Origin of the sequence: Pantoea sp. Acro-807 (assembly GCF_011752675.1) — a bacterium.
Taxonomy (GTDB): domain Bacteria; phylum Pseudomonadota; class Gammaproteobacteria; order Enterobacterales; family Enterobacteriaceae; genus Pantoea; species Pantoea eucrina.
The window spans coordinates 216,555-229,316 of the sequence record NZ_VWXE01000005.1 but is presented as its reverse complement, the minus strand read 5'-3'; the positions used below and the strand labels follow the sequence as shown (position 1 = coordinate 229,316).

The window sequence follows — 12,762 nt, the reverse complement described above, 5'->3', positions numbered from 1 at the left end:
TGTTTAAGTGAAGGATGGTTATTTTTTTGCAGTGTCATGCGCGTGCAATAGTGCCACTTATTAACTGAAATTGTGGTTTAAACCCGCTAAAAGCAGGGGTTTTTAGCGCTTTATCTTGATATAACGCTAAAAGCGCTGTATTAAAGAAATAATCGCCTGGCGCAACTGTTGAAAATAAATCACGCTTACGCTGTAGCATCGAACAGCGTAAATATTCAGCTTCATTACCGCTCAGCCAGCTTTTTATCCCTCTGCGGTTTATTTGCCCATTTAATGCATAAAAAACCGGCAAAATAATTAATACCCGGTATTAACGTTATATTCTGACAAAGCTCAGAACAAACCGGCATTTTGACTCTGCCCGCCGCGCGTTAAATTCAGCGTCTCTCCCTCTGAGGATAATAATAATGCGCTTACTGATTTTACTGGCAGCGGTCTGGAGTACTGCCTTTACCCTGCATGCCGCCACGCCAGAGGATACGCTGGTAGTGGCAGTACCGCTGGATGGCATCATCAGCTTTGACCCGGCGGAGAGTTTTGAGACGGTCAGCAACAGCGTGCAACGCAATCTCTACCAGACCCTGACCGAGCCGGACCGCAACGCGCCGCAGCAGCTTGCGCCGCTGCTGGCTAGCGAATGGCATCCCGGCAGTACGCCGCACAGCCTGCGGTTTACCCTGCGGCCCGGCGCGCGCTTTGCCAGCGGTAACGCGGTGACAGCGCAGGATGTGGTGTTCTCTCTGACGCGCGCGGTAGAGCTCAACAAAGCGCCGGCGTTTATTCTGGCGGAGTTTGGCTGGACCCCTGCCAATATCGCCAGCCAGTTTCAGGTGCTGAGCGACACACAGCTGGAGATCCGCTGGCCGGCCGCAATTGGACAGGATCTGGCGCTGCGACTGCTCACCGCGCCGGTGGCGTCGATTGTTGACAGCAAAACGGTACAGCAGCATGCGGTCAACGGTGACAGCGGCAACGGCTGGCTGCACACCCACTCCGCCGGCAGCGGCGCTTTTACGCTGCAGCAGTATGTGCCGCAGCAGGCGGTGGTGCTTGGCGCCAGTCCGCAGGCCAGACCGGCACCGCAGCTGCGGCGCGTGCTGCTCAAAGGGGTAACGGATGCCGGCGCACGCCGCCTGCTGATCCAGCAGGGCGATGTCGATGTCGCCTATCAGCTCGGCCCCGATCAGATCGACGCGCTGAAACAGGATAAGCACCTGCGTATTGAAGCCTTTCCTTCCAGCCTGATTTACTACCTGGCGTTCAATGCCCAAAACGCCGCGCAGCCGGCACTGGCTAACCCGGCGCTGTGGCGCGCCGCGCGCTGGCTGGTGGATTATCAGGCTATCTCACAGCAGCTGCTGAAAGGTCAATACCGCATCCATCAGAGTTTCCTGCCGCAGGGATTTGACGGCGCACTGGAGGAGACGCCGTTTCACTATGACGTCGCGAAAGCCAAAGCCATTCTGGCGGAGGGCGGCATTCAGCCCGGCACGCGCATTGCGCTGACGGTCATCAACCAGCCTCCCTATATTGATGTAGCGCAGGCGCTGCAGGCGAGTTTTGCTAAAGCAGATATCGATATCGATCTGCAGCCGGTAGCGGAGTCGGCGCTGTGGAGTAAAATGCGCGGCCGCGATTTCCAGTCGATCTTTATCTACTGGGGGGCGGATTATGTTGATCCCAATACCAACGCCAGCGCCTTTGCCTGGAACGTACCGGGCGGCGCTAAAACGCTGGCGTGGCGGGTGGGCTGGGATATTCCGCAGCTCAGCGCGCAGACGCGGGAGGCGGCGGGTGAGAGCGACGTGGTAAAACGCCGGGCGCTTTATACCGCACTGCAGCAGCGCGTACAGCAGGACTCCCCGTTTGTGGTCACGCTGCAGGGTGCGCAGCAGGTGGCGATCCGGCAAAACGTGACCCACGTCCGGCAGGGTATCGGCGTCAGCCTGCTCTTCTTCGATACGGTCCGTAAAGGGTAACGCCTCTTCTGCCCTCCGGCACGACCGGGGGGCTTCTCCTTTTCTGCGCAATCAGTTGCGCTACCGCAGGCTGCGCTTGCTATCCTTGGTGTCATAACGCATTGCTGAAGAGCGAGAGATTATGACCACCCCACTGCTGATTGCTCAAACCCACGATATCCGGCTGTCGCTGCTCCCGGCGATGGCCAATCGCCACGGGCTGATCGCTGGCGCCACCGGTACCGGCAAAACCGTTACGCTGCAGAAGCTGGCAGAATCCTTTTCACAGGCCGGCGTGCCGGTATTTATGGCTGACGTCAAAGGGGATTTAAGCGGCATTGCCGCTCCCGGCAGCGCCTCTGAGAAGCTGCAGGCGCGGCTGGCACAGATTGGCGTCAGCGACTGGCAGCCGCATGACAACCCGGTGATGCTGTGGGATATCTTCGGTCAGCAGGGCCACCCGGTACGTGCCACCGTCACCGATCTGGGCCCCCTGCTGCTGGCGCGGCTGCTGGGGCTGAATGAGGTGCAGTCGGGCGTATTGCAGATTATTTTCCGCATTGCAGACGATCAGGGGCTGCTGCTGCTCGATTTCAAAGATCTGCGCGCGATGACGCAGTATATCGGCGACAACGCCAAAGCGTTTCAGACGCAGTATGGCAACATCAGCAGCGCATCAGTGGGTGCGATTCAGCGCGGCCTGCTGGCGCTGGAGCAGCAGGGAGCGGAGCATTTTTTTGGTGAGCCGATGCTCGATATCCGCGACTGGATGCGCTGCGACGAGCAGGGCCGCGGCTATATCAATATTCTCGCAGCCGAAAAGCTCTATCAGCTGCCTAAACTCTACGCCACCAGCCTGCTGTGGCTGCTGGCGGAACTCTATGAGCAGCTGCCGGAAGCGGGCGACCTGGATAAGCCGAAAATGGTCTTCTTCTTTGATGAGGCGCATCTGCTGTTCAGTGATGCACCGCCCGTGCTGCTGGAAAAGATTGAGCAGGTCATCCGCCTGATCCGCTCCAAAGGCGTGGGCGTCTGGTTCGTCACGCAGAATCCGTCAGATATTCCGGATAAGGTACTGGGCCAGCTTGGCAATCGCGTGCAGCACGCCCTGCGCGCCTTCACGCCGCGCGATCAGAAAGCGGTAAAAAGTGCCGCTGAGACCCTGCGCGCTAACCCGGCGTTCGATGCCGTGGCGGCGCTTCAGGCGCTCGGCACCGGTGAGGCGCTGATCTCTTTCCTCGATGAGAAAGGCAGTCCATCTATCGTGGAACGCGCTATGGTGATCGCCCCCGGCTCACGCATGGGGCCGCTGACGCAGGATGAGCGCAACGACCTGATCAACCATTCGCCGCTTTATGGCAAATATGATGATGAGGTCGATCGCGAGTCGGCGTTTGAGCGCCTGCAGCAGGGGATCGCCACCGCGCCGCAGCAGTCAGCGGCGCCGGACGTTAAAGGCGCCGACGTGAAGGTTGAGAGCGGTATTCTCGGCGGCCTGAAAGAGATTCTGTTTGGCACCACCGGACCGCGCGGCGGTAAACGCGACGGCGTGGTTCAGAGCGTGGCCCGCGGCGCAGCGCGCCAGGTCACCAGCCAGATCGTGCGCGGCATGCTGGGCAGCCTGCTCGGCGGGCGCCGCCGTTAAGGACTCTCTGCTAAGATCGGATAATGGATAAATATCAACAACTGAAGCGCAGCAAACAGCTGGCGCTGGCGCTGCTGCTGGCGGCAGCGGCAACCTTTATCGTTACGCTGTTTCTGCCCGCTAATTTCTGGGTGCTGGGCGTTAAAGCGATCGCTGAAGCGGCTATGGTCGGCGCACTGGCCGACTGGTTTGCGGTGGTGGCGCTGTTTCGCCGCGTGCCGCTGCCGCTGATTGCGCGCCATACGGCGATTATTCCGCGTAACAAAGATCGCATCGGCGAAAATCTTGGTCGCTTTGTGCAGGAGAAGTTTCTCGATACCGATTCGCTGCTGGCGCTGATCCGCCGCAACAATCCGGCACAGCTGCTGGCGCAGTGGCTGAACGCGCCGGGCAACGCCGATCGCACAGGGCGTCATCTGCTGCAGGTCATGCGTGGTTTTCTCGATCTCACTGACGATGCCCGCATTCAGCAGTTTATGCGGCGCGCCGTGCATCGCGCGCTGGATAAGGTCGATCTGACGCAGTCCAGTGCGATGATCCTCGACAGCCTGACCAAAAATAACCGTCATCAGGCGCTGCTGGATGCGGCGATTGAACAGCTGCTGCAGCTGCTGCACAAACCCGGCACGCGTGAGTTTATCGCTCTGCAGATTGTGCGCTGGCTGAAGCGTGAGCATCCGGTTAAAGCTAAAGTGCTGCCGACCGAGTGGCTGGGTGAACACAGCGCCACGCTGGTCGCTAACGCGGTGGACTCCATTCTCGACGAAGTGGCGCGCGATCAGGGGCATGAGCTGCGTCTCGGCTTTAATCGCGCGGTGCAGCGGCTGATTGACCGGCTGAAAAGCGATCCGGAGATGGCAGCGCGCGCGGAGTCAGTGAAGCAGTGGCTGAAAGAGGATGAGTCGCTGAATCGCTATATCGGTGAGCTGTGGCAGGATCTGCGCGCCTGGCTAAAACGCGATCTCAGCAGCGACGATTCCCGCGTACAGGAGCGGGTACGGCTGGCGGCGCTGTGGCTGGGAGAGACCCTGCTGGCCGATGAGGCGTTACGCAGTTCAATGAATCAGCATCTGGAGGATGCGGCGCGCAGCGTGGCCCCGGAGTTTGCTGCTTTTCTGACGCGTCATATCAGCGATACGGTAAAAAGCTGGGATGCACGTGATATGTCGCAACAGATTGAGCTGAACATCGGGCGCGATCTGCAGTTTATCCGCATCAACGGCACGCTGGTCGGCGGCACCATCGGCCTGCTGCTCTATCTGCTGTCCCAGTTGCCCGCGCTTCTGCAGACGCAACCCTGACCCGCCGAGGCTGAGCCAGGGCGCCATCATTAACCGAGGGCGCCATAAATGGCGCCCCTACGTTACCCTGCAGGGGCCTCATTAATGAGGCCCTGGCGCATTCATGCGCCCCTGGATCTCTCCCGCTTAACGTCGTTTCAGCAACAGATAGAGACTGATAGCGAAGAAAGCGCCGCTGGGCAGGATTGCCCCTAATATTGGCGGCAGGCCATAGACCAGGCTCAGCGGACCAAAAATCTGATCCAGCACGTAGAACAGGAAGCCGAAGCTGATACCCGTCACCACGCGCACGCCCATCGATACGCTGCGCAGCGGTCCGAAGATAAAGGAGAGCGCCATCAGCATCATGACCGCTACCGAAAGCGGCTGGAAGATTTTACCCCACATATTGAGCTGATAACGGCCTGACTCCTGCCCGCTCTGCTTCAGATATTTACTGTAGTTATACAGTCCGCTGATAGAGAGCGCGTCCGGATCCAGCGCCACCACGCCCAGCTTGTCTGGCGTCAGGTTGGTTTTCCACTCGCCGTTCAGGCTCTGCGAACCGGTGATCTGTTTTGGATCGGTGAGGTCTGACTCATCCACCTGCGCCAGCTCCCACCGCTTACGCGCCTGATCCCAGGTCGCGGTGGCCGCATAGCGCACGCTCTGCAGACGGCGGGCGTCGTTAAAGCGGTAGATGCTGACCCCATCAATCTCGTTATCGCCCTTAATGCGTTCGATATAGATAAAGTCGTTGCCATCCTTCGCCCAGAGGCCGTTCTGCGTGGAGACCAGCGACCCGCCGTAAAGCTGCTGCGCGCGGAAATTACGCGCCATCTGCTCGCCCTGCGGCGCCACAAACTCGCCGACGGCCATGGTCAGCAGCACCAGCGGGATCGCGGTTTTCATGACGGACAGCGCCACCTGCAGGCGGGTAAAGCCGGACGCCTGCATCACCACCAGCTCGCTGCGCTGAGCCAGCGTGCCGAGGCCAAGCAGCGCGCCAAGCAGCGCCGCCATCGGGAAGAAGATCTCGATATCTTTCGGCACGCTCAGCAGGGTGTAGTAGCCCGCATCCAGCGCGGAATACGCGCCCTGCCCGGTTTTGCGCAGCTGATCGACAAACTTGATAATGCCCGACAGCGACACCAGCATGAACAGCGTCATCATGATGGTGTTAAAAATGGTTTTACCGATATAGCGGTCAAGAACCTTAAACATCACACCGACCCTCCGCGGCTGAAACGCGCCCGCAGACGACGCATCGGCACGGTATCCCAGGCGTTAAGCGCCACCGCCAGTGCCAGATACGCGACGTTAACGGTCCACATCCAGATAGCCGGATCGAAGCGCCCTTTGGCCGCATTGGAACGCAGCGAACTCTGCAGCAGGAAGAAGATCAGATAGAGCAGCATCGCAGGCAGCATCGACAATACGCGGCCCTGACGTGGATTGACCACGCTAAGCGGCACCACCATCAGCGCCATAATCAGCACCGAGAAAACCAGCGTCAGACGCCAGTGCAGCTCAGCCTGGAACTGCGGCGTTTTAGTGTTGATCAGCGTAAGCAGATCGGCCTGATCGGCATCGTTAGGATCGAGCGTCGCTTCTTTATAGCCCACTACCGCCTGATAGTTCACAAAGTCAGTGATGCGGAAATCACGCAGCAGCGCGGTACCTTCAAAGCGGGTGCCTTTATCCAGCGTCACCACCTGCGAGCCATCCTTGCGCTGCTCCATATGGCCGCTGTCCGCCAGCACCACCGACGGACGCGCGTTGCCTTTAGGCCGCAGCTGCGCGAGGAACACGTTGCCGAAGGTGTTGCCTTTCACATCCTCGACAAACAGCACGGTATTGCCGTCGCTGGAGGTCTGGAACTGGCCTGCGGCCAGCGCAGCAGCGCCCGGGTTCGCTTTGGCATTCTGCGTAACCTCATCCTGGTAACGCGATGACCAGGGGCCGAGCCAGATCACGTTGACCGCCGCCACCAGCGAGGTCATCAGCATCAGGATCATCGCCGCTTTAACCAGTAACCCTTTACCCAGGCCGCAGGCGTGCATCACCGTAATTTCACTTTCGGTGTATAGCCGGCCCAGCGTCATTAAAATCGCCAGAAACAGACTTAAGGGTAAAATAAGTTGCGCCATTTCAGGCACACCGAGTCCTAACAAGGTCAGAACCAGATTTGTGGGGATTTCGCCATCCACCGCCGCCCCTAAGATCCTGACTAACTTCTGACAAAAGAAGATTAGCAGCAGGATAAACAGGATAGCCAGCTGGCTTTTGAGCGTTTCCCGAACCAGATATCTAATAATGATCACGCTTAGTACGCCTGTGAAAACTTGTCTTTTTGCAGGAAAATCGCTAGTTTCAACGCTTATCAGCCATTTTTCTTCATCAATGGCCGTATTGGTCGCTAAAATGGTCTGTTAATGCGTCAGGGTGGTGAAAAAATATCATATTGTCACCCCACTCATTATGACCAGCGGCGTTAAATTGTCATGGCGTCGCGCCAAATAATGGGTGACGAACGCGCTACATTCTAACGACAGCTACGGCCGTTGTCTTTAAGATTCAGGAGAGTGCATGGAGTTCAGTGTAAAAAGCGGCAGCCCGGAAAAACAGCGGAGCGCCTGCATTGTTGTAGGCGTTTTTGAGCCGCGCCGTTTATCGCCCATTGCCGAACAGCTGGATAAAATCAGCGACGGCTATATCAGTGCGCTGCTGCGCCGCGGCGAACTGGAGGGCAAAGTCGGCCAGACGCTGCTGCTGCACCATGTGCCGAATATTCTCTCTGAACGTATTCTGCTGATTGGCTGCGGCAAAGAGCGCGAGCTGGACGAGCGTCAGTATAAGCAGGTGATCCAGAAGACCATTAACACGCTGAATGACACCGGCTCCATGGAAGCGGTCTGCTTCCTGACCGAACTGCATGTTAAAGGCCGCAACACCTACTGGAAAGTGCGCCAGGCTATCGAAACTTCGAAAGAGGCGCTCTACAACTTTGATCAGCTGAAAAGCAATAAAGTTGAGCCGCGTCGTCCGCTGCGCAAGCTGGTGTTCAACGTCCCGACGCGTCGCGAACTCACCAGCGGTGAGCGCGCTATTCAGCATGGCCTTGCCGTAGCAGCCGGCGTGAAAGCGGCAAAAGATCTCAGCAACATGCCGCCAAATATCTGTAATGCGGCCTATCTCGCTTCGCAGGCACGCCAGCTGGCGGACGCTTACAGCAAAAACGTTACGACCCGTGTTATCGGCGAACAGCAGATGAAAGAGCTGGGCATGAATGCCTATCTTGCGGTCGGCGCCGGTTCGCACAATGAGTCGCTGATGTCGGTTATTGAGTACAAAGGTAACAGCGATCCGGACGCGCGTCCCATCGTGCTGGTGGGTAAAGGGCTGACCTTTGACGCCGGCGGCATTTCCATCAAGCCTGCTGAAGGCATGGATGAGATGAAATATGATATGTGCGGCGCGGCCTCGGTCTATGGCGTAATGCGCATGGTGGCGGAACTCAATCTGCCGCTGAACGTCGTGGGCGTGCTGGTGGGCTGTGAAAATATGCCGGATGGCCGCGCAATGCGCCCGGGCGATGTTCTGACCACGATGTCAGGCCAGACGGTGGAAGTGCTGAATACCGATGCTGAAGGTCGTCTGGTACTGTGCGACGCCCTCACCTACGTTGAACGTTTTGAGCCTGAAGTGGTGATTGACGTGGCGACCCTGACCGGTGCCTGCGTAATTGCGCTGGGTCATCACGTCAGCGGCCTGCTTTCGAATCACAATCCGCTGGCGCATGAGCTGATCAGCGCTTCTGAACAGTCAGGCGACCGCGCGTGGCGGCTGCCGATGGCCGATGAGTATCAGGAGCAGCTGGAGTCGAACTTTGCCGATATGGCGAATATCGGCGGACGTCCGGGCGGTGCGATTACGGCCGCCTGCTTCCTGGCGCGTTTTGCACGCAAATATAACTGGGCGCACCTCGATATCGCCGGCACCGCATGGCGCTCCGGTAAAGCCAAAGGCGCTACCGGTCGTCCGGTACCGATGCTCTCTCAGTTCCTGCTGAACCGTGCGGGTCTGAACGGCGACGATTAATCGGTATTGCGCGTCCTGTGGCGGCATTTCCCCCGTAGGGGCGCCATTCATGGCGCCCGGGTCGATGCGCGTACGGGACGCGATGACGCCATTCATGGCGCCCGGGTCGATGCGCGTACGGGACGCGATGGCGTTCAATATGGCGCGGTGTTTGACCAGGGGCGCATAAATGCGCCCCCTGTGGCGGCATTTCCCCTGTAGGGGCGCCATTCATGGCGCCCGGTTTGATGCGCGTGCGGAACGTGATGACGCCATTAATGGCGCCCGGGTTGACGCGCGTACGGGACGTGATGACGCCATCAACAACATTCCTGCTGCTGATATCGGCCTTAATGTTGGACGCACGCCGCGCGCTGACGCACAATGCTCTCTGTTGTTACTGATGGAATTTAGCCCGCCATGAAAAACGCCACCTTCTATGTTTTAGAGTCAGAAAGCGCCAGTGATGGCCTTAGCGCTATTGAAGCGCTGGTGTGCGATCTGGCTGCTACCCGCTGGCGTGAAGGCAAACGTATCCTGATCGCCTGTGAAAGCGAAGCGCAGGCGAACCGGCTGGATGAGGCGCTGTGGCAGCGCCCGGCTAACGCCTTTGTGCCACATAATCTGGCGGGTGAAGGCCCGCGTTACGGTGCGCCGGTAGAGCTTGCCTGGCCGCAGCGCCGCAGCAGTGCGCCGCGCGATTTGCTGATCAGCCTGCTGCCGGCATTCGCAGATTTTGCCACCGCTTTCCATGAAGTGATAGACTTCGTACCGTATGAAGAATCCCTGAAACAACCGGCGCGCGATCGCTATAAAGCCTATCGTAGCGTTGGTTTCCAACTGAAAACGGCGCCACCACCCCCGCCGCAAACGACATAGCAGAAATGGACAAGACATATAACCCGCAAGATATCGAGCAGCCGCTCTACGAGCACTGGGAACAGCAGGGCTACTTTAAACCGAATGGCGACACCAGCCAGGAAAGCTTTTGCATCATGATCCCGCCGCCGAACGTTACCGGCAGCTTGCATATGGGTCACGCCTTCCAGCAGACCATTATGGATACCATGATCCGCTACCAGCGCATGCAGGGTAAAAATACCCTGTGGCAGGCGGGCACTGACCATGCCGGTATTGCGACGCAGATGGTTGTAGAGCGTAAGATCGCCGCCGAAGAGGGGAAAACGCGCCAGGATTATGGTCGTGACGCCTTTATCGATAAAATCTGGGAGTGGAAAGCGGAATCAGGCGGCACTATTACCCGCCAGATGCGCCGCCTCGGCAACTCCGTGGACTGGGAGCGCGAGCGCTTCACCATGGATGACGGCCTCTCAAATGCGGTGAAAGAAGTTTTTGTGCGCCTTTATAAAGAGAACCTGATCTACCGTGGCAAACGCCTGGTAAACTGGGACCCTAAACTGCGCACCGCTATCTCCGATCTGGAAGTAGAAAACCGCGAAAGCAAAGGCTCGATGTGGCATATCCGCTATCCGCTGGCGGATGGCGCGACCACGGCAGACGGCAAAGATTATCTGGTTGTCGCCACCACCCGTCCGGAAACCCTGCTGGGCGATACCGGCGTTGCCGTCAATCCGGAAGATCCACGCTATAAAGATCTGATCGGCAAAGAGCTGATCCTGCCGCTGGTAGATCGTCGCATTCCGATCGTGGGTGATGAGCACGCCGATATGGAAAAAGGCACCGGCTGCGTGAAGATCACTCCGGCGCACGATTTCAACGACTATGAAGTGGGTCGTCGTCACAAGTTGCCGATGATCAACATTCTGACCTTTGACGGCGATATCCGCAGCCGTGCCGAGGTGTTTGACACCAACGGTGAAGCGAGCACCGCCTGCTCCGATGAAATTCCGGCGGCGTTTCAGGGTATGGAGCGCTTTGCCGCGCGTAAAGCGATTGTCGCTGCCGTGGATGAAGCGGGCCTGCTGGATGAGATCAAGCCACACGACCTGACGGTGCCGTATGGCGATCGCGGCGGCGTGGTGATTGAGCCGATGCTGACCGATCAGTGGTACGTGCGTACCGCCCCGCTGGCGAAAGTCGCGGTAGAAGCGGTAGAGAACGGCGACATCCAGTTTGTACCGAAGCAGTATGAAAATATGTACTTCTCCTGGATGCGCGATATTCAGGACTGGTGCATTTCACGCCAGCTCTGGTGGGGCCATCGTATTCCGGCGTGGTATGACAACGACGGCAACGTCTATGTCGGCCGCACCGAAGAAGAAGTGCGTCAGGAAAATAACCTGGCTGCAGACGTGGCGCTGCGTCAGGATGATGACGTGCTGGATACCTGGTTCTCCTCCGGCCTGTGGACCTTCTCTACCCTTGGCTGGCCAGAGAACACCGAAGCGCTGCGCACCTTCCACCCCACCAGCGTGCTGGTGAGCGGCTTCGACATTATCTTCTTCTGGATCGCGCGCATGATCATGCTGACCATGCACTTTATCAAAGATGAAAACGGCAAGCCGCAGGTGCCGTTTAAGACCGTCTATATGACCGGTCTGATCCGCGATGAAGAGGGACAGAAGATGTCGAAGTCGAAAGGCAACGTCATCGATCCGCTCGATATGGTTGATGGGATTTCGCTGGAAGCGCTGCTGGAGAAACGTACCGGCAACATGATGCAGCCGCAGCTGGCGGAAAAAATCCGCAAGCGCACCGAGAAGCAGTTCCCGGACGGCATCGTGCCATCAGGCACTGACGCCCTGCGCTTTACGCTGGCCGCGCTGGCCTCAACCGGGCGCGATATCAACTGGGATATGAAGCGTCTTGAAGGCTATCGCAACTTCTGTAATAAGCTGTGGAACGCCAGCCGCTTTGTGCTGATGAATACCGAAGATCAGGATTGCGGTCAGCAGGGTGGCGAACTGAAGCTGTCGCTGGCGGATCGCTGGATCCTGAGCGAGTTTAACCGCACGGTGAAAGCGTACCGTGAGGCGCTGGACAGCTATCGCTTCGATATCGCGGCCAATATTCTCTATGACTTCACCTGGAATCAGTTCTGCGACTGGTATCTGGAGCTGACCAAGCCGGTGATGAACAGCGGCAGCGAAGCGGAGCTGCGCGGCACGCGCAACACGCTGGTAACGGTGCTGGAAGCCCTGCTGCGTCTGGCACACCCGATTATTCCGTTTATTACGGAAACTATCTGGCAGCGCGTAAAAGTGCTGAAAAACATCGATCATGACACCATTATGCTGCAGCCGTTCCCGCAGTATGACGCGGCGAATGAGGATGCCGCAGCGCAGGCAGACATTGAGTGGATGAAACAGGCGATTGTCGCGGTACGTAATATCCGTGCTGAGATGAACATCGCGCCGAGCAAGCCGCTGGATGTGCTGCTGCGCGACTGCTCCGCTGACGCACAGCGTCGCGTGGAAGAGAACCGCAACTTCCTCTCCCGCCTGGCGCGTCTCGCGAGCCTGACGATCCTGCCGACGGGCGACAAAGGCCCGGTCTCTGTGACCAAGATCGTCGAGGGCGCAGAGCTGCTGATCCCGATGGCCGATCTGGTCAACAAAGAGGCGGAGCTGGAGCGTCTGGCAAAAGAGCTGCTGAAGCTGGATGTTGAGATTGAGAAGATCCAGACCAAGCTGGCGAACGAAGGCTTTGTGTCGCGCGCTCCGGAAGCGGTGGTCGCGAAAGAGCGCGAGCGCGTGGCGGAGATGGAGCAGTCAAAAGCAAAACTGATTGAACAGCAGGGCGTGATTGCGGCATTGTAAGCGCTTAAGACCTGTTCGTTAACCGAAGCCGGGCTCTGCCTGGCTTTTTTATTACCGGA

10 protein-coding genes are annotated in these 12,762 nt (G+C 58.2%); 7 read left to right on the top strand and 3 right to left on the bottom strand.

Annotated elements, in window-relative coordinates:
• Positions 1–34: 34 nt before the first annotated feature.
• Positions 35–292 carry a hypothetical protein gene (locus F3J39_RS13800; protein WP_166714317.1) on the bottom strand — a complete coding sequence of 86 codons (258 nt, stop codon included), beginning with the start codon at positions 290–292 and terminating at the stop codon, positions 35–37.
• Positions 293–407: 115 nt separating this feature from the next.
• Between F3J39_RS13800 and F3J39_RS13795 the strand changes: the two genes are divergently transcribed.
• The 3 genes from F3J39_RS13795 to F3J39_RS13785 all read left to right on the top strand — a co-directional run bounded on the left by F3J39_RS13795 (position 408) and on the right by F3J39_RS13785 (position 4,904).
• Entirely contained in the window at positions 408–1,979 is a 1,572-nt protein-coding gene (locus tag F3J39_RS13795) for an ABC transporter substrate-binding protein (protein WP_166714316.1), read from the top strand.
• A 121-nt stretch (positions 1,980–2,100) separates the two neighbouring features.
• Positions 2,101–3,603, top strand: coding sequence for a helicase HerA-like C-terminal domain-containing protein (locus F3J39_RS13790; protein WP_166714315.1), 1,503 nt, complete (start codon positions 2,101–2,103; stop codon positions 3,601–3,603).
• Positions 3,604–3,626: 23 nt separating this feature from the next.
• Positions 3,627–4,904, top strand: a complete 1,278-nt coding sequence (locus F3J39_RS13785) for a DUF445 domain-containing protein (RefSeq protein WP_166714314.1) — start codon at positions 3,627–3,629, stop codon at positions 4,902–4,904.
• Between the two features lie 126 nt (positions 4,905–5,030).
• On the opposite strand, the gene lptG is transcribed toward F3J39_RS13785, so the two are convergent.
• Positions 5,031–6,107 (bottom strand): LPS export ABC transporter permease LptG, encoded by a 1,077-nt coding sequence (gene lptG / locus F3J39_RS13780; protein WP_039382335.1) that lies wholly within the window; start codon positions 6,105–6,107, stop codon positions 5,031–5,033.
• Entirely contained in the window at positions 6,107–7,207 is a 1,101-nt protein-coding gene (gene lptF, locus F3J39_RS13775; protein ID WP_071669130.1) for an LPS export ABC transporter permease LptF, read from the bottom strand. Before lptF ends, lptG begins: the two co-directional genes overlap by 1 nt.
• A 265-nt stretch (positions 7,208–7,472) precedes the next feature.
• Here lptF and pepA point away from each other — a divergent pair, with 265 nt between their 5' ends.
• From pepA to F3J39_RS13755, 4 genes are all read left to right on the top strand, one after another.
• Positions 7,473–8,984, top strand: coding sequence for a leucyl aminopeptidase (pepA, locus tag F3J39_RS13770; RefSeq protein ID WP_039382329.1), 1,512 nt, complete (start codon positions 7,473–7,475; stop codon positions 8,982–8,984).
• Positions 8,985–9,153: 169 nt separating this feature from the next.
• Positions 9,154–9,387 (top strand): hypothetical protein, encoded by a 234-nt coding sequence (locus F3J39_RS13765; RefSeq protein ID WP_166714313.1) that lies wholly within the window; start codon positions 9,154–9,156, stop codon positions 9,385–9,387.
• Positions 9,384–9,842, top strand: a complete 459-nt coding sequence (locus tag F3J39_RS13760) for a DNA polymerase III subunit chi (protein WP_039382327.1) — start codon at positions 9,384–9,386, stop codon at positions 9,840–9,842. Before F3J39_RS13765 ends, F3J39_RS13760 begins: the two co-directional genes overlap by 4 nt.
• A gap of 5 nt (positions 9,843–9,847) precedes the next feature.
• Positions 9,848–12,703, top strand: a complete 2,856-nt coding sequence (locus F3J39_RS13755; protein WP_166714312.1) for a valine--tRNA ligase — start codon at positions 9,848–9,850, stop codon at positions 12,701–12,703.
• Positions 12,704–12,762 lie beyond the last annotated feature (59 nt).